This window comes from Sulfurimonas sp., from assembly GCF_028694895.1.
Taxonomy (GTDB): domain Bacteria; phylum Campylobacterota; class Campylobacteria; order Campylobacterales; family Sulfurimonadaceae; genus Sulfurimonas.
In genome coordinates this window covers 1-17,550 of sequence record NZ_JAQVKA010000006.1, presented here as the reverse complement: position 1 = coordinate 17,550, position 17,550 = coordinate 1, and the positions used below count along the sequence as shown (strand labels likewise).

Annotated in this window: 22 protein-coding genes; 12 read left to right on the top strand and 10 right to left on the bottom strand. The window is 35.8% G+C overall.

What is annotated here, in order from left to right:
• Positions 1–127: 127 nt before the first annotated feature.
• The 6 genes from PHI38_RS01850 to PHI38_RS01825 form a co-directional block, all read right to left on the bottom strand.
• Positions 128–1,768 carry a nitrite reductase gene (locus tag PHI38_RS01850; protein WP_299851992.1) on the bottom strand — a complete coding sequence of 547 codons (1,641 nt, stop codon included), beginning with the start codon at positions 1,766–1,768 and terminating at the stop codon, positions 128–130.
• A gap of 100 nt (positions 1,769–1,868) precedes the next feature.
• The gene (locus PHI38_RS01845; RefSeq protein WP_299851989.1) at positions 1,869–2,039 is read right to left on the bottom strand and encodes a hypothetical protein; all 171 of its coding nucleotides are present in this window, start codon (positions 2,037–2,039) and stop codon (positions 1,869–1,871) included.
• A gap of 11 nt (positions 2,040–2,050) precedes the next feature.
• Positions 2,051–3,475 (bottom strand): cbb3-type cytochrome c oxidase subunit I, encoded by a 1,425-nt coding sequence (locus PHI38_RS01840; RefSeq protein WP_299851986.1) that lies wholly within the window; start codon positions 3,473–3,475, stop codon positions 2,051–2,053.
• Complete coding sequence (locus PHI38_RS01835) at positions 3,465–4,151, bottom strand: cytochrome c (RefSeq protein ID WP_299851983.1); 687 nt, start codon at positions 4,149–4,151, stop codon at positions 3,465–3,467. The genes PHI38_RS01840 and PHI38_RS01835 overlap by 11 nt, the downstream gene beginning before the upstream one ends.
• Positions 4,152–4,190: 39 nt before the next feature.
• The gene (locus tag PHI38_RS01830; protein ID WP_299851980.1) at positions 4,191–4,499 is read right to left on the bottom strand and encodes a hypothetical protein; all 309 of its coding nucleotides are present in this window, start codon (positions 4,497–4,499) and stop codon (positions 4,191–4,193) included.
• A gap of 213 nt (positions 4,500–4,712) precedes the next feature.
• Complete coding sequence (locus tag PHI38_RS01825; RefSeq protein WP_299851977.1) at positions 4,713–4,907, bottom strand: hypothetical protein; 195 nt, start codon at positions 4,905–4,907, stop codon at positions 4,713–4,715.
• Positions 4,908–5,017: 110 nt separating this feature from the next.
• Between PHI38_RS01825 and PHI38_RS01820 the strand changes: the two genes are divergently transcribed.
• From PHI38_RS01820 to PHI38_RS01810, 3 genes are all read left to right on the top strand, one after another.
• The gene (locus tag PHI38_RS01820) at positions 5,018–5,389 is read left to right on the top strand and encodes a hypothetical protein (RefSeq protein ID WP_299851974.1); all 372 of its coding nucleotides are present in this window, start codon (positions 5,018–5,020) and stop codon (positions 5,387–5,389) included.
• 169 nt (positions 5,390–5,558) lie between these two features.
• Positions 5,559–6,455 carry a glycosyl transferase gene (locus PHI38_RS01815; RefSeq protein ID WP_299851971.1) on the top strand — a complete coding sequence of 299 codons (897 nt, stop codon included), beginning with the start codon at positions 5,559–5,561 and terminating at the stop codon, positions 6,453–6,455.
• A 40-nt stretch (positions 6,456–6,495) separates the two neighbouring features.
• On the top strand, positions 6,496–7,659 hold the full coding sequence (locus tag PHI38_RS01810) for an MFS transporter (RefSeq protein ID WP_299851968.1): 1,164 nt from the start codon (positions 6,496–6,498) through the stop codon (positions 7,657–7,659).
• Positions 7,660–7,664: 5 nt separating this feature from the next.
• On the opposite strand, the gene PHI38_RS01805 is transcribed toward PHI38_RS01810, so the two are convergent.
• The gene (locus PHI38_RS01805) at positions 7,665–8,042 is read right to left on the bottom strand and encodes a hypothetical protein (RefSeq protein ID WP_299851966.1); all 378 of its coding nucleotides are present in this window, start codon (positions 8,040–8,042) and stop codon (positions 7,665–7,667) included.
• On the bottom strand, positions 8,043–8,609 hold the full coding sequence (locus tag PHI38_RS01800) for a bifunctional precorrin-2 dehydrogenase/sirohydrochlorin ferrochelatase (RefSeq protein WP_299851963.1): 567 nt from the start codon (positions 8,607–8,609) through the stop codon (positions 8,043–8,045).
• Positions 8,610–8,749: 140 nt separating this feature from the next.
• Here PHI38_RS01800 and PHI38_RS01795 point away from each other — a divergent pair, with 140 nt between their 5' ends.
• The 5 genes from PHI38_RS01795 to PHI38_RS01775 are packed head-to-tail and all read left to right on the top strand — an operon-like array spanning position 8,750 to position 11,313.
• A complete protein-coding gene (locus PHI38_RS01795) occupies positions 8,750–9,751 on the top strand; it encodes an Lrp/AsnC family transcriptional regulator (protein WP_299851961.1) in 1,002 nt (333 codons plus the stop codon).
• A gap of 15 nt (positions 9,752–9,766) precedes the next feature.
• Positions 9,767–10,174 (top strand): hypothetical protein, encoded by a 408-nt coding sequence (locus tag PHI38_RS01790; protein ID WP_299851958.1) that lies wholly within the window; start codon positions 9,767–9,769, stop codon positions 10,172–10,174.
• Positions 10,171–10,332 (top strand): hypothetical protein, encoded by a 162-nt coding sequence (locus PHI38_RS01785; RefSeq protein ID WP_299851956.1) that lies wholly within the window; start codon positions 10,171–10,173, stop codon positions 10,330–10,332. The genes PHI38_RS01790 and PHI38_RS01785 overlap by 4 nt, the downstream gene beginning before the upstream one ends.
• On the top strand, positions 10,329–10,631 hold the full coding sequence (locus PHI38_RS01780; RefSeq protein ID WP_299851953.1) for a hypothetical protein: 303 nt from the start codon (positions 10,329–10,331) through the stop codon (positions 10,629–10,631). The genes PHI38_RS01785 and PHI38_RS01780 overlap by 4 nt, the downstream gene beginning before the upstream one ends.
• The gene (locus tag PHI38_RS01775; RefSeq protein ID WP_299851948.1) at positions 10,618–11,313 is read left to right on the top strand and encodes a hypothetical protein; all 696 of its coding nucleotides are present in this window, start codon (positions 10,618–10,620) and stop codon (positions 11,311–11,313) included. Before PHI38_RS01780 ends, PHI38_RS01775 begins: the two co-directional genes overlap by 14 nt.
• On the opposite strand, the gene PHI38_RS01770 is transcribed toward PHI38_RS01775, so the two are convergent.
• A complete protein-coding gene (locus PHI38_RS01770; protein ID WP_299851945.1) occupies positions 11,310–11,510 on the bottom strand; it encodes a hypothetical protein in 201 nt (66 codons plus the stop codon). The genes PHI38_RS01775 and PHI38_RS01770 overlap by 4 nt on opposite strands.
• 99 nt (positions 11,511–11,609) lie before the next feature.
• On the opposite strand from PHI38_RS01770, the gene mtnK reads away from it, so the two are divergent.
• The 3 genes from mtnK to PHI38_RS01755 are packed head-to-tail and all read left to right on the top strand — an operon-like array spanning position 11,610 to position 15,865.
• Entirely contained in the window at positions 11,610–12,830 is a 1,221-nt protein-coding gene (gene mtnK / locus PHI38_RS01765) for an S-methyl-5-thioribose kinase (protein ID WP_299851943.1), read from the top strand.
• Complete coding sequence (gene mtnA / locus PHI38_RS01760) at positions 12,820–13,899, top strand: S-methyl-5-thioribose-1-phosphate isomerase (RefSeq protein ID WP_299851940.1); 1,080 nt, start codon at positions 12,820–12,822, stop codon at positions 13,897–13,899. Before mtnK ends, mtnA begins: the two co-directional genes overlap by 11 nt.
• Positions 13,900–13,903: 4 nt before the next feature.
• Positions 13,904–15,865 carry a bifunctional aldolase/short-chain dehydrogenase gene (locus PHI38_RS01755; protein WP_299851937.1) on the top strand — a complete coding sequence of 654 codons (1,962 nt, stop codon included), beginning with the start codon at positions 13,904–13,906 and terminating at the stop codon, positions 15,863–15,865.
• A 6-nt stretch (positions 15,866–15,871) separates the two neighbouring features.
• Here the strand turns inward: PHI38_RS01755 and PHI38_RS01750 are convergent, their stop codons facing one another.
• The gene (locus PHI38_RS01750; protein WP_299851934.1) at positions 15,872–16,315 is read right to left on the bottom strand and encodes a hypothetical protein; all 444 of its coding nucleotides are present in this window, start codon (positions 16,313–16,315) and stop codon (positions 15,872–15,874) included.
• A gap of 126 nt (positions 16,316–16,441) precedes the next feature.
• Between PHI38_RS01750 and PHI38_RS01745 the strand changes: the two genes are divergently transcribed.
• Positions 16,442–17,550, top strand: a 1,109-nt coding sequence (locus tag PHI38_RS01745) for a nucleotide sugar dehydrogenase (RefSeq protein WP_299851931.1), incomplete at its 3' end; no start/stop codon positions are given.

The window sequence follows — 17,550 nt, the reverse complement described above, 5'->3', positions numbered from 1 at the left end:
TCAAAAAAAGGTTATTTCATAATTTATGTAAAGTGATGTTTGATACAAAAAATTTATTTGTTACCAGATAGTAATGAGTAGTTATAAGAGGATTCTCCCCCTATATTAGGGAGAGAAAAAGTGCTAATTATGCACCTGGAATAGTTTGTCTGTGCTCGATAGAGTAAGTAAACGTAGGAGTTGTTAAACCAGTAATGTATTTAACAAATTTACCTGTTTTAGCTTCATAAATACCAATACGTCCAGCATTCCACTCAGAAATCATAGTCCAGTGACCGTGATTTGCTGGCTCAGCGTGAAGTATACGAGGTACTACAACAACACCTTTATCATCTTTTACAGTTGGAACAGACCATTTGTAAAGTACTTTATGAGTTACAGGATCTGTAACAGTACCCTCAGATGTACCCACAGTGATGATTCTATCTAACTCTAGAGTTTGCTTGTTAATCAAGTGAACTTGATTCCAAGAACTTGGTCCACCAAGAACGTTATCCGCCCAAATAAACGGAGTATGCTCAGATGTTCCAACAAATAGTCCACCACCACCAGTTGGGATTTGACGGATAACATCGAAATGATTATCCCAAATTGTTACTTGACCTAAGTTCATGTTAACAGTAGCACCAAGTTGTTGGCCTAGACCCTCATTAAACCAAGAAGAACCTTGACCTGGGTGTGGTTTAGATGCTGGACCTGTGTAGATTTTTGTTACTAAAGATTTAGTTTTAAAGTCTACAACACCAACAACGTCACTTCCTTGATAAGCGATAAATAGGTAACGACCAATCTCTTTTCCTTCATTTAAGAAACCATCATGAAGAATGTCTCCAATGTTTGGAATATCTCCAACGATTGGGAAAGTTGGCTTAGAATAATCTACGATATAAACGTGACCACCATCTTTAAGTGCAAATGCAAAATAAGGACCATATGGAGTGTCGAAAATACCAGCTACACGAGATGAATCAATATCACCATTTGGCTTAATAACGCTTGACGTTGGATAAACTTTTAATGGCTCAAGAGTCATAGCATCCATAAGTACAGCACCGCCTGGTACATAGTTTCCAGCCATTAGGTATTTACCATCTGGTGAAACTGCAAGACCACGAGAGTCTGATCCAACTTGAACTTCAGCAATTTTTTGCTGACCTGGAGTATTAAGGTCAAACATTGTTACTAAACCTGAACGAGAGATTGAGTAAGCATAACGAGGCTGACGCTTGTTTGTAACAGTTACGTGAACTGCGAAACCAGCTGGGTGTCTAGATAAAATTTTACCACTTGTTCCATCAACAAACGTAACACGCTCAGCATCACGCTCAGTTACGAAACAAATATCTGTATTTTTCTTAACATCAGAAGGGTCTGGATATTTTGTGAAAAATGCCATTCTGTCATTAAGAGGTTTCCAACCAGCTTTAACTGTATCAAGAGTTAATTGCTTAATTATTCTACCTTTAAAGTGTTGAATATAATCAACTATTGCATCAGCTTGATCTTTAGTAATCTTATCTTTAAATGAAGGCATAGCAGTACCTGCACGACCATTTAAAACTGTCTCAGCCAACTCATAAGAGTTTTTCTTAGCAGTAATGGCAGGACGTAAGTCAGAACCAACACCACCCTCTAGGTTAGGACCATGACACCCTTGGCACTCTTTTTCAAAAACAGTCTCAGCATCAAAAGCAGCTGCTTGAGCTAACATCCCTGAACCAATAACTGTCATCGCAGTTACTGATAATACTAATTTATTTAATCTCATTTTATTTCTCCTTCTAAAATAGACAAATCAACGGATCTTTTTAGATCCGGAACATATTGAAACTTCAAGGCCCTGTTGGGCCCTGATAGTGTTTCGATAACTAGTTACCCTCTTCTTGCTCTAAACGAGCTTTTTCTTGCTTATAAATCCAAAACATTGGAAGTATAATTACAGTGTGCAAGAAAATAGTTAGAGTCATTGGCCCTTGAGATAAAGTAGCAAAGAAACTTGGTACTACATCTACAAATGGCTCAAACATTGCGTTCATCATTGTGTATCTCCTTATCTTACGTGGTGAGTAGCTTTACCGATACTCAACAAATCTTTAATTAAGAATATGAAACCTACAAAAGTAATAACACCCATTATAAGTCTCCATACTAAACCTTGTACTAACCAAGTTGTGCTTTGAGCATCAAAATAACCAGCCCATGTAGCACCCATTTGTGCACGAGATATAATAACGTCTGAATAACCAGCGAGTGTAAGTGCTACAGTCATACCAACAACACCACCAACAACCATGCTTACCGCCCAAATAGACGACTTAGTGTGGTTAAGTATTTTGATATTGTTTTTACCTTGAACAGCTAAATACATCATACCAATAAGAATCGTTGCATAAGCTCCAAAGAACGCTAAGTGTCCGTGAGCAGATGTAAACTGTGTTCCGTGAGTATAAAGGTTAACTTGTGGCATTGTGTGGAAGAATCCCCAAACACCAGCACCTAAAAAGTTACCAAGTGCATTCATGATAAACCAAGTAAACGCTGGTTTATTATTTACAACAGTATGTGGTAAACCTTTTGCATCCTCTTCACCTTGCATTTTACCCCAGTCATAAAGAACGTGGATAAACATCGCAACAAGTGGTAATGGCTCTAGCGCAGAGAATAGTGCTCCAATTTCCCACCAGTACTCAGGTGTACCAATCCAGAAGTAGTGGTGACCCATACCAAGGATACCTGAACCAAATAGCATAGATACTTCGATCCATAACCACATTTCAACAACTTTACGGTGCGCACCAATCATAGTGATTAGACCATAAGCAGCTAGTGCGCCAACGAAAACTTCCCAAGTAGCTTCAACCCAAAGGTGAATAACCCACCACCACCAGTATTGATCAACAGAAATATTATCAGTATAGAACATACCAGTTAGGTAAAGACCAGCAAAAGCAATCATGTCTGCCATAAGAACAGTAACGATACCAGAACGGTTACCTTTAATACCTGTCATGTAAAGGTTTGCAACGAAACCTAATGCTACAATTGTAATACCAATATCAGCCCAACGTGGAGCTTCAATATACTCTCTACCTTCATGAATAAACCAGAGTGATGTCTCATCAGCAGGCCCAACTTGAACGAATAAGTATACAAGAACAACAACTGTTACGGCTGCAGTAAATACCCAGAAAAGTAATTTTCCAAGACCAATACCAACAGTTTCAATTCCAGTTTCATCTGGTAATAACCAATAAACAGAACCAAACATAGCAAAAACCATCCATACAACAAGTGCATTAATGTGTACCATTCTAGCTACAGAGAAATCTAGGATTTCAAACAAGAAACCTGGCATAACATACTGAGTAGCCGCTATGAGACCAAAAAGTAACTGTGCTCCAAAAAGAATTGCTGCAACTGTAAAATACCATGTTGCTAATTTTTTAGATTCAGATTTTGAATAACTATTTGCCATTTACTGCTCCTTGAATTTTTCCAAAGTTTCTTGGGAAACCATTCGTATCTATAGATGATAGATGCTTTAAGAAAGCAACTAAACCTTTAGCCTCTTCAGCAGTAATACCAAGATTTGGCATCATACGAGCATGAGTTGGATATTGAGATGGATTTTGTAAAAACTCCGCCATCGCTTCTTCTTTAGTCTCTTTAGATGTCATTGCTTGCATTGAACCTTCTGGCCCCCATGCTGGATCTAACCAAGCTTTTGTTAAGTCTGGAGCGTAGTATCCACCATTTCCAAGTAGAGTATGACAGTTCATACAGTTCTTAGTTTGAGAAGCTAGCTTACCAAGGTGAAGTAAGCTTTCCGCTTCTTCTTCAGACCAATCATCTCTACCAAAAAACTTCTCTTTTTCTTGGAAAGCTGAAGTTCCTTCTGAATTCATTCCACCAATTACTGGAATTTCATGCTGACGCTTCTTGTTGAATTCATAAGCGATTTTGTAATTAATAACTGTAGGTCCTGGAACCCTTTTAGTTACACCATTTTGTAAGTCTGTATCAGTTCCCATTGATATTTGTGCACTTGTGTCAAATGTCAACCAAATAAGTAGAACTGAAGCAAAACCTGTAACCCAGCCTGCTGTGCGTTGCCAGAAGCGATTATCGCTCCATACGGATTTTTTAGCCACTATAACCTCCTATAAATTATGGGTCAATATATATAAAAATTAATGTTCATTTTCTTGATGAACATGATCTTGCATGTAATAGACTGCATGTGGAAGCAGTAACAATCCAATTGCAGCAACAACTAAAGCTTTAGCCGTAAGTTCGTTTACATGCATCAAACTTCCCATTAAATACAAGCAATAAGCAGTTAAAATCCAAAAAAAGTAGCCAAGAGGCATCATCCAATTTTTCAGAAGCTTAACTTTTACAGCCGTATATATACCAACATAGAATCCTCCAAATATTAATACAAGAGTAGAAGATATAAAGATTGTTAAAAAATCATCAACAAGAATATCTCGCGACATCAAAGCTCCATCAACCATTTTATTTCTCCTATGTTCGTATTATTTTTCAGAATCAAGAGAAGTTTAGTCTGAATTACTTTAAAAGCTGTTGACATATATCAATTTTTTTACGTAATTAAAAAATTAAGGTTTGTTTTATTATTTATGTAACTAAACGAAACATTTTTAAAAAAATACATAATTTTCAGTTACTGCTAATATGTTTTGTATATATTATAAGAAATGAAGAAGCGATGAAAGAGTTAGTGCAAATACCATAGTTGTGCCAACGAGCACTATACGTTTGTGCTTCTCTATAAAGTCATATTTTTGTTCAAGATAGTCACTTAGCCAAATACCTGGAAAAATTGAAAACATTAACATAGGAACGCTCATTACACCGATTATTATTAAATCTTTTACTACCATTTTTATATACTCTTAATATTAAATTTAATTTTGTAATTAATATTATATCATTGATTAATTAACTTTTTAATGATAGAATTAATTCAATACAAAACAAGGGGAAAGATAGTATGAAAAAAATTGTGTCGATAACTGTTGCAACACTTACATTAATGAGTGGTTGTAGTACAACAAAAGAAGTTTCAGCAGGTTTAGAAACAGGGGATGCAACTATTTGTAAAACAGCTATATATGTAGGTGATCGTAGTACAAAAAGCGTTTTAAATGCGGTAGAGAGTGCAGGCGCAAAAGAGGGATGGAGAATGACAGGGTTTAAAACAAACTCTATTATTGCTGAGAAGGAGATCGGATCTGAGACATACTCAACTACAATAGTGATTGCAAAAGAGCATATTATGTGTGATAAAGATAAAGCATCTCAAAATGATTTAAAGGCGCTAAGATACGCAATTATAGATGAGTTACAAGCTAAAAAGTATTAATCTTTAATCTTCTACACCTTTTGCCTAGCACTGATGCTAGGCAAATATCTTTTTTTAAAAATCTTCACAGCCAAAACTTCTTTTCATCGTATAAAGCACTTTTGTTACCTCATTTTAATAATATCATTATATTATACGAACTAAAAATATTATAAAGAAGAGAACAAAGATGGATTTTTTTAAGTATATACATGCAGTAGGAACAGGCGAGAAAACTAATAGAGATTTGAGCCATGCAGAGGCAAAGGATATGATGGAACGTATCTTAAAACAAGATGTTTATCCAGAACAAGCAGCAGCTTTTTTACTTGGATGGCGACTCAAACCTGAGACAAATGAGGAGTTTAAAGGAGTTGTTGATGCTTGTGATGGGTTTATAAAAAGAACTCCAATAGCAAATTCAATAGAACTTGGATATCCATTTGATGGGAAAGTAAATAATCCTTTTATCTTTCCTCTTGTAGCAAAGGCACTTAAAAATTTTGATCTAGAACTTGTGGTTGTTGGCGATGATTTAGCACCGGCTAAACCTGGAATTACACTCAAAGAAGTAGCAACAAGTATAGAGTTAGAGAAGAATATCCACTATTTCGATAGAGCAGATTTTTTTAAAGAGATGCACGACATAACGCCAATGCGCATGCGCTTAGGACTTCGCACAGGTATTAATACTATTGAAAAACTAACAAGGGTTGCTTCTAGCGAATTTGCAATTACGGGAATTTTTCATAAGCCTTATTTGAGTAAATATGTAGAAGTTTTTTCAGATAAATATAAAAGATTTGCGCTTATTCAAGGAAATGAAGGGACTCCTGAGCTCTTTAGTAAAGGTAGATTGTGGCTAGTTAATGGAGGCGAGGTTGAAGAGATGATAATTGACCCTGAGTATTATGGTATTAATTATACAAAATCTTGGGAGAAGATAACTCTTGAAGAGTCAATAGAACAGGTTAATAACCCATCTAATGAATTCTTAAAACTAGCACGCTTAAATGCTGCTGTTTACCTATTTGTTACACAAAAAGCAAAGAGTATTGAAGAAGCTTACGAAAAACTAAATGGATAAATTCTCAAGCCATATAAAAAATATTTTACATGGCTTCTTTTTGGCAATTGGAACGACGATTGCCGAACCATCAACAATTTTACCACTTATTGTAAATTACTTTGGCGGAAGTTCTATGCTTGTAGGCTTTTTTGCCTCTCTTCTTAGAGGTGGAGGAGTACTTGTACAACTATTTGCAGCTTTTCATGCTCAGAGTTACAAGCTTATGATGCCATATCTTCGTAAAGTCTTTTTTATAAGATTTTCATCATGGTTTTTCATTGGTATAACTATTATAATTTTTGGCGAAAATCATCCAGATATAACTCTTGCTTCAATAGGTATAGGACTTTTTGTATTCTCCTTTAGTGCAGGTTTTGCGGCTATCTATTTTAGAGAAATAATGGCAAAAATATTTTCTCATAAATTTCGCGGTAAAACAATGGCTTATAGACAGTTTTTTAGCGCAGTTGGCGGGCTACTTAGTGGCGCTTTGGCTGCTTGGATACTTGAGTCATTTGAAGCTCCACAAAGTTATGGGTATCTTTTTATAATTAGTTCTTTTGTTATGGCACTTGGATATATATCATTCTCTTTGGTTGATGAGCCAATTAAAGAAGAGATCTCAAAAAAAGAGAGTAGTTTTGGTAAATTTTTAAAAAACTCTTATGCTATATTAAAAGCGGATAAAGGCTTTCAGATTCAAGTAGGCACATTTTTTTTGGCATACGGATATTTAATAGCGCTACCATTTATAATACTTGACGCTCAGCAAAAAATAGATTTAGATGGTGTGGCAATTGGTTGGCTTATAACAACGCAAATGGTTGGTGCAATGCTTAGCAATTTTTTATGGGGAAGCCTTAGTAGTAATGGACAAAATATCTTAATCGCAAAAGCAGTAATTTTCTTTCAAATAATTGCAATTAGTTTAGCGTTTAATGCATCTTCTCTTTATGAGTATATAGCTATTTTCTTTTTAGTAGGTGCGTCTATGGATGGAAGTCGTATAGCTTCTAGTAATCTTGTCCTTAAAATTGCTCCAGCAGATAAAAGGCCGATATATATAGCTCTTCAGATGAATATAGTATCTTTGGGGATGTTTTTCTCAATTTTAGGTGGCGTTGTTTTACACTTTTTTAGTTATTTTGTACTTTACTGGGTATCGCTTGGCACACTTTTTATAGCACTGCTTTTATCACTTAAGCTAAAAGAGAGTGCTTAAAAAGTTTAGATTCCAAAAAACTCTTTAAGAAAAGCTCTCTCTTTTTCATTTTCAATCATAATTCTAGCGACGCTTTGGTTGTTCTCACCCATAACTATTAGCTCGTTATTCTCAACTACTAAGTGTTCTTTGCCCCATGTTTTTTCAAGTTCATCGAGTCTGTGAAAAAAATCACTTGAGTCAGGCTTCTCTTTTTTATCGCTTCTTTTGTCTAAAATAGTAAGCCCACCAATTCTCTTTTCAATATAGTAGGGACTATACTCTTTTATAGCCAAGTAGATACGATCCTCTTTAGGATCTGGAACAGCTCGCTGCATTGAGACGATTCCTAGTATTAAAAAGGCTGTGAAAAACCCAAATATTAAAGCTTTCTTTACGTTCATTTAATTACTCCATCTTTTTATATAATCTTCTGCTCGTTTTTTAAACATTTTCATTCTATCTTTACCTTTTGGCAGAGTTTCTCTTAAACTTTTCATCTCTTGTAAAAAAGCACCTATATCATCTGGAATTAGATTTAAAAGATACTTTTTTATCTCTTTTGCTAGTGCAGGAGAAGCACCAGATGTTGATACTGCTATTGTTAAGTCATCTTTTTTGATATAAGAACCAAAGATAAAATCACTCTGTTTTGAAGAGTCAACGCAACTGCAAAGGCAATTGTACTGTTTTGATTCTTCAAAAATCTTCACTTGAAGAGAGATGTCATCAACTGCAACAATAACAATATCAAAATTTGTTATATCCCCTCTGCTGTATGCTCTTTGCATAACGCTAAGATTTCTCTCTTTAGCTAATGCTTTTGTCTTCTCAGATAACTCTTGTGCAATTATAGAGATTTCAGAGGTAAAATCTAAAAGATGAACAAGTTTTGTATGGGCAATCTCTCCGCCTCCAACAAGTAAAACTCTTTTATCTTCAAGGTTTAAAAAGGCTGGAAAATAGCTCAAAACTTCTCTTTTTTATCTCTTTAGTTGAGTGGTATAATATCATACTTTTTTAAAATCTCTTGTTGATGGAAATCAACTAGGATTAATTGAAATTAGATTACAATCAAACAAATTAATTAGAGAAATGGACAATACTATAGATGAAAGATGAAATATTATCGCGTATTCAGAAAAAATTTCCATTGGTCGCGCGACCATTTAAGGTAATAGCGGATGAACTTGGTATGAGTGAAGATGAAGTTCTTGATATTTTACAAGAGCAAAAGAAGGCTAATATTATACGTCAGACATCAGCAATCTTTGATACAAAGAGACTTGGATATGTCTCTTCGCTTGTTGCTTTTAAAGTAGCAGCTGATAAAATAAGTGATGCTGTAAAAATCATTAACTCTCACCCTGGAATATCACATAACTATGAGAGAAATCATGATTTTAATATCTGGTTTACATTAGCAGTTGCTCCAAATTCTAAGTTTGGGCTTGAAAAAACACTTGAGATACTTGCAAAAGCGACTCAGGCTGAAGAGTATATTATGCTTCCAACGCTTAAGCTCTTTAAGATTAGTGTTAAGCTCAACACTACTGGTAAGGACGAAAAGAAAGAAGAGGTTAAAAAAGTAAAGCATACAGATATTGAACTTACACCTCTTCATCATTCAATAATCAGACTAGCTCAATATGATATAGAGATGGTAAAAGAGCCTTTTGGGGCGATGATAGAAGAGTTAAATATCGATTATGATACATTTTTTAAGATTTTAAACGAACTTCAAGAAGCAGGTGTTATGAGAAGATTTGCTTCAATCCTTAACCATAGAAAAGCAGGCTTTAGTGCTAATGCTATGGTTGTGTGGGACGTAGATGAAGAAAAAGGAGAAGCAGTTGGAGAGAAGGCTGCCGCTTTTAGTGCAGTTTCACACTGTTATCTTCGCCCAAAATATCCGAATTGGCCATATAACCTTTTTACTATGGTGCATGGTAAAAACGTTGAAGAGACAAGCGCAATTATAGAAGATATGGCGTCTGAAATTGACTCAAAGAGTTATATGCCACTTTACAGCTCAAGAGAATTCAAGAAGGTTAGAATAGAGTATTTTGCTCCAGAGTTTGAAACTTGGGAAAACAGATATAGCAATTTATAAAATTAAAGGATAGATATGGGACTTTTTTTTGAGTTAGAAATAGTTTATTTAGTTATAGGAGTTTTCTTCCTAGTTATTGCAGCAGTTGTTACAACTAGAGATTTTATGCCAAAAGGTGCTTTTAAAAAGGGCATGATAGGCGTTTTAGGTGCAATTATTTTAATGGTTGGTTTTCACTACACAATTACAATAAAAAGAATACATGGAGTTGAAGAGATTTTCAATAACGGAGAAACTGTTATTTGTGAAAATAAGATGCATAGAACAATTGCAAAATCTGTACTTTTATCTAAAAGCTTGGGTTGGAGACTTGAGGACCATCTATTTAAACATGATGAGTATGAGAGAGATTTTCATAGCTCAAGATGTGTCGATTGGATAGGAAGTGATGATATTTATAAAGATGAGAATAAAAGCGAATGAAAGAGGCTCTTAAGAGATATGGATTAGCAATAATTTTTCTTCTGGCTATATCTTTATTGATGCTTCTTGCGACATTGGGTGTAGAAAAATTAGGTAATAAAATGTTTGAAGGAACGGGAATTGAGATGCAACCAAGAGGGGAAAATTTAGTAAGATGAGTTTGAGCATTTTTTTAATCATAGCAATAGTTTTAAGCGTAGCGTTTCATTTTTTAGGTGTTTATACAGGTGCTAAAAAAACTGTTTGGCTTATGATTGTAATTTTTTGGGCTGGAAGTTTTAGTTTGGCAACAAGTGAAGTAAAGCCGCTTGGATACAAAGAGATAGAGAAGATAAAGGGCGTCTATAGTGATACTGACAAACTAATCGAAGAAGCAATGCCTGAAGTTTCTGTTTATGAGATGATTACTATCAAAAAAAGTTTTAACACAAACAAATCTAAAGATGAGAAAAAGTAAAAGTATAGGTATTGTTGGCTGTGGCTGGCTTGGAAAACCTCTTTGTTTGAAGCTTCAAAAGAGTTTTAACGTAGAGTGTTTCTCACGAGAGAAGACTCCTGATAATGCCTCTTTTTGGCAGAGTGATATTATAATTATCGCTATTCATACAAAAGATAACTATCTCACAACACTTCAAAAAATAGCAACGCTTACAAATCCAACCTCTGATGTTATTTTAATGAGTTCAACCTCTGTTTATAAAGAGTTTGATGAAGATGTTGATGAGAGTGCCTCTATCACAAAGCACTCGCTTATAAAAGAAGCTGAGGAGTTACTACTAGGCTCAAGAGAGAGAGTTTTGATTTTAAGACTTGGCGGCTTGATGGGAGAGGATAGAGTTGCCGGTGTCTGGAAGAGCGTGTCTTCTTTTAGCGATGGTTTTGTAAACTATATCCATAGAGATGACGCAATAGCAATCATAGATAAAATGATACACGAGGGAGTACGTATCGGAGTTTATAATCTTGTCGCACCGATGCATCCATCGCGCAAAGAGATACATCAGAAAAATAGTAAGAAGCATGAGAGAGAAGTTGGAGTGTTTGATGGATTTTCAAAACGTAGAATCTCATCCAAAAAAGTTATGGGTGAGCTTGGATACACTTTTTTGCACCCAAATCCACTTGAGTTTTGGAGCTAATTACTTCTAGCTAATGCTGCGAAGTCTATCTCCTCTTTTTGTTCTTTGTCATCTTGAGCTTTTTTATCATCTTCAAAACTACCTGTACTAAAGATGTACTCACTGCTGACTAGTACACATCCCTTCATACCTGGAACACAGGCTTTTTTGATAAGTTTGCAGTAACCATTGTAGTCATGCTGGCATGTCCATCCCATAAATGGCCTCCTATCTTATAAATGTCGTATCTAATTATGCTACAATTTTTTAAAATACAAAATAAATTTTAAATCAGAGTTTTTATTTAAGGGGGAGCAATGAATTATAAGAAACTAGATAAATCAACTGTATTAGATTATATTTCAGATGTTAAAAGTGTTATGAACTACTTTGGCCAAGATGAGTTGCAAGCCGATGAGATAGGAGATGGTAACTTAAACTATGTATATAAAATCACCTCGCTTCAAGACCCAAAAAAAGCTCTTATTTTAAAGCAAGCTGTTCCATATCTACGTTGTGTTGGAGAAGAGTTCCCTCTTGGCAGAGAGAGAATGAACTATGAGATAAGAGCACTACAAAAATTTTACGCAATATTTCCAAGTTTTGTTCCAAAGGTGCATCATGCAAATGAGGATATGAGTTTGGTTATTATGGAGTATTTAGACTCACATATCATTATGAGAAAAGGTCTTTTAAATAAAGTAGAGTATAAAAATTTTAGTGAGCAGATGTCTACATTTATGGCTGCTACACTTTTTTATACCTCCTCTTTGCACTTAAGTTCTTCTGATAAGAGAGCGCTTATTGATAGGTTTAACTCTAATGTAGAACTATGTAAACTAAGCGAGGATTTGGTTTTTAGCTTTGCTTTTATGGAGCATGAAACTAATATCAATACAAAAGATGATGAATGCGCAAAGAAACTTTTTTTAGATGTGGAGTTTAAAGAGAAGATTTTAGAGCTAAAGTATAAATTTATGACACAAAATGATGCACTTTTGCATGGAGATTTGCATACTGGCTCAATTATGATTAACGACTCTGAGACTTGTGTGATTGATCCTGAGTTTGCTTTTGTTGGGCCTTTTGGTTTTGATATAGGTGTGCTACTTGCAAACTTAGTAAGTAGCTATGTTTATCACAGCGTAGTTACAAAAGATGATGCTTATAAAGAGTGGCTTCTTTTGAGTATAAAAGAGTTTCTATCAAAATTTCAAGCTAAGTTTTTAAACTTTTGGAGTGAGTCTGCTAGCTCTGCACTATTAGTGGATGGATATTTAGATAATGCTACTATTGAATTGTACAAAGTGAAATTTATAAAAGAGATTTTTAGAGATAGTGTCGGTTTTGCAGCTTGTGAGCTCTCCAGAAGAGTTTATGGCGTTGCTGGAGTAGAAGAGATAAGAGGAATAGAAGATGTTAACTTAAGAGCTGAGGCCGAGGGGATAGTTTTAAAAATAGCAAGAGAGTTTTTAATGAGTTATAAAAATATACAAAATTGTGATGAGATATTGGAGATAGTAAAAGATGCAAGGTAACTACAAAGCGCTATGGCTAAATGATGACCTCTTTGATGAGTGTTTGGAGGTAATCGATCAAAGATTGCTCCCTTTTATCTATGATACAAGACACCTAACTACAACCGAAGAACTTGTGACTGCTATAAAAAATATGACTGTGCGTGGGGCAGGAGTTATAGGAAGCGTTGCGGCTTTTGGAATATATATCGCAGCGATAGAGGTTGAGGGCGATTATGAGTTACTTAAAGAAAAAGCGGCACTTATAAGAGAGTCTCGTCCAACTGCAATAAACCTCATGTGGGCAGTTGATAAGATGATGGAGCTTTTAAAAAACTCTGAAAATATCATAGAAGATGCAAGAGAAGCTGCTATAAAACTAAATGATGAAGAAGCGTTAGAGAGTCAAAAGATAGCTGAGTTTGGCTGTGATATAATAGAAGAGATACTAAAGAAAAAAAACAAAACAAAGATAAACATTTTAACTCATTGTAATGCTGGATGGTTGGCTGTTATAGATGAGGGAACAGCGCTTGCACCCATCTATGAGGCAAAAAGAAGAGGAATTGATGTTCACGTTTGGGTTGATGAGACACGTCCAAGAAATCAAGGAGCTTCACTTACCGCGTGGGAACTCTCTAAAAGTGACATTGAGCATACTATCATAGCCGATAACATGGGCGGACTTTTGATGCAAAGAGGCGATGTTGATATGGTAATCGTTGGAGCTGATAGAGTTAGTGCAAATGGAGACGTGGCAAACAAGATAGGAACTTATCTAAAGGCGTTAGCAGCGCATGATAACGATGTTCCTTTTTATGTGGCGATTCCTGCTTCCACTTTTGATTTTGAGATAATAGATGGCGCAGTAGAGATACCAATCGAAGAGAGAAGTGGCGATGAGGTTAAGTTTATAAGAGGAGTGGATGAAGATGGAGTTTTGCGAAGAGTGCGTATAACTCCTGAGGATTCGCCTGCAAAAAACTACGGTTTTGATGTAACACCAGCAAGGCTAATTACAGCTCTTATAACAAACAAAGGTGTTTGCAGAGCAGATTTTAATGAAATAAAAGAAAAATTTAGAGGATAAGATATTGAAAAGTTTATGGGATAACAAAGAAGCGCAAAATTATAAAACAGATTTGGATTTGAGGGTTTATAGCTCAAGACTACTTGGGAGAGATAGCTCTTTAGTACTTCATGGTGGAGGAAATACCTCTGTAAAATCAACTGCTACAAACCTTTTTGGCGAGTGCGAAGAGATTCTTTATGTAAAAGGGAGTGGTTGGGATTTGGCAACTATCGAGGCTGAGGGTTTTGCTCCTGTCAAGATGGATATGCTATTAAAGATGGCGGAGCTTGAAGAGTTAAGCGATACAGATATGGTAAAGTATCAACGTCTAGCCATGACAAATCCATCTGCACCAAATCCCTCAGTAGAGGCTATTTTACATGCGATTATCCCTTTTAAGTTTGTTGATCACACTCATACCGATGCGGTTGTAACTATCACAAATACTCTTGGTGGCCAAGAGAGATTACGTGAGCTTTATGGTGATAGCGTTTTTGTTATTCCATATATCATGCCTGGATTTGTTCTTGCGAAGTTGGTTTATGAGATGACAAAAAATGTTGATTGGAGCAAGCTAGAGGGAATGGTTCTGCTAAATCACGGACTATTCACATTTAGTGATGACGCAAAAGAGTCGTATGAGAAAACTATAGAACTTGTTGATAAGGCAGAGAAGTACCTCAAAGATAATGGTGCTGAACTGCATATAGAAAAAAGCAGTGCCGATGTGGAGATACTTACTCTTGCAAAAATCCGAAAAGAGGTCTCAAACCTAAGAGGCAAGGCAACTATCTCAATCTTTAATGATAGTGATTTAGCGCTTCATTTCTCAAAACAAAACATCGACAAAATAGCCATGCAAGGCCCTTTAACACCTGATCATGTTATAAGAACAAAAAGAGTTCCTGCTATTTTGGGAGATGATTTTAAGAGTGATTTAGCAAACTATACACAAGCGTATAAAGCCTATTTTGAGGCGAATAAAACAAACGAAACAATGTTAAACCCTGCCCCAAATTATGCGATTTTAAGAGGCAATGGAGCACTGTCTTTTGGAGATAATGCAAAAGACGCAAATATCATCAAAGATATAAATGAGCATACTTATGAGGCAATCCTAAGAGCTGAGAAACTTGGCGGATACAAAGCACTAAGCCCTGCAAAAATCTTTGAAGTAGGTTACTGGTCGCTTGAGCAAGCAAAGCTAAAAGGTGGTGCAAAAGCGTCTGAATTTAGTGGAAAGATTGCTCTTGTAACTGGGGCGGCTAGTGGTATAGGCCTAGCAATCGCTAAGATGCTCAACGCAAAAGGTGCAGCAGTAGTTGCTCTTGATATAAATGCTGATGTTGAGAAAATATTTAATAAAGCCGATGCGATAGGCGTACGTTGTGACCTTACATGTAGCGATGATATCAAAAAAGCAATCTCAAAAGCCATCATGAGTTTTGGTGGAATCGACATAGTTGTAAGCAACGCTGGAATCTTCACACCGAGTGAGAACCTTGATGAACTGAGTGATGATAACTGGAAAAAAAGTATGGATATAAATCTTACTTCACACCAAAAACTGCTCAAATATACAGCACCATTTTTAAAACTTGGAATCGATGCAGCTGTGGTTATGGTAGCTTCAAAAAACTTTCCAGCTCCGGGAAAAGGTGCGGCGGCTTACTCAGTTGCAAAGGCTGGACAGACTCAACTCGCACGTATCGCAGCACTAGAACTTGGTGAGTTTGGAGTAAGAGTAAACACTATCCATCCTCATGCAGTTTTTGATACAGCTATTTGGACTGAAGAGGTTTTGGCAAATCGCGCGAAAGCTTATGGCATGAGTGTTGAGGAGTATAAAACGAACAATGTACTAAAGACTGAAATCTGCTCAAATGATGTAGCAGAACTAGTATGTGCAATGGCTGGAAAACCTTTTGCAAAAACAACAGGCGCTCAGGTTGCAATTGACGGCGGAAGTGATAGAATAATTTAATTCTATCTACTTCATGTAGAGCATTCTTTTTATATTTTCAGGCATGCTCTCAAGTGCAAATACCTTTTGATTTTTTATATAGCTTGGGTATTTGAAATCTTTTGACGTTACTAGAGTGTATAGTTTTTTTAGATGTTTGTTTTCGATGGTTTTATACTTTATATCCATCTCTTTAGCGATTCGTAGAAAAAATATAAGCAGGGTTGCTTGCACTTTTTCATTTACCGAGTCACCTTTTATTACTGCATCAAACTCCCCGCGCATTGTTAAGACATTGTACTCGCAAAGTTCATCAAGTTTATCGGGGTCTTCTGTGCCTAAGTACTCCAATATATCCAAAATAAGATTTAAAAACAGAAGAGTTGTCTTGTCCATAACCATGTTGTGTTCTTGAAGTTTTGTTCTATATGCCAAAATATGGCTCTGCGCATCTTTAAAATAAGTTACCATTTTAAAGCCTTTTACAATAAATTTTTAAAAACATATTTTAGCGATAAAAGACTAAAACACGCCTTTGTAAGTGGTTTTAAAGTAGAAACTTTATAGAATAAGAAATATTATAAAAGGCTAAAAAAGATGAAAATAGCGATAGCAGGAACTGGATATGTTGGGCTTAGTAATGGAATCCTTCTATCACAACACAATGAAGTTGTAGCCCTTGATATCATCGCTACAAAAGTTGAAATGCTAAACAAAAAAATCTCTCCTATTGAAGATAAAGAGATAGAGGAGTATCTAAGACGTGATGATTTAAACTTTCGCGCGACGTTAGATAAAGAGGATGCTTACAGGGGTGCAACTTATGTTATTATCGCGACACCCACAGATTATGACACGCAGACAAACTACTTTAATACAAAATCCATCGAGTATGTAATTGCTGATGTTTTGAGTATAAATCCAGACGCGGTTATGGTTATAAAATCTACCGTTCCAGTTGGTTATGTAAATAGCTTAAAAGAGAAGTTCAAAACTCAAAACATCATCTTCTCACCTGAGTTTTTAAGAGAGGGTTTGGCTCTTCATGATAACCTTTATCCTAGCCGAATCATCGTTGGAGAGCAAAGCGAGAGAGCTAGAGTTTTTGCAGATTTATTAGCCGGTGGAGCGATTAAAAAAGATATACCAATCCTTTTTACAGACTCAACAGAAGCTGAGGCGATAAAGCTTTTTGCAAACACTTATCTTGCCATGAGAGTAGCCTACTTTAACGAGCTTGACTCTTATGCACAAGCTCATGGGCTTGATACTAGACAAATCATACAAGGCGTTGGGCTAGATCCAAGAATCGGGACGCACTACAACAACCCATCTTTTGGATATGGTGGATACTGTCTGCCAAAAGATACAAAACAGCTCCTAGCAAACTACGCAAATGTACCATCGAACATGATAGAAGCTATTGTAAAATCAAACAGCACTAGAAAAGATTTTATCGCAGATAGCATTTTGGCAAAAAAACCAAAGATAGTTGGCGTATATAGACTTGTGATGAAGAGTGGGAGTGATAACTTTAGAAGCTCGGCTATTCAAGGAATCATGAAGCGTATAAAAGCAAAAGGTGTTGAGGTTGTTATATATGAGCCGGTACTTGAAGAGAGTGAATTTTTCAACTCAAGAGTTATAAAATATTTGGATGAATTTAAAAAGATAAGTGATGTTGTTGTGGCAAACAGACTAAGTGA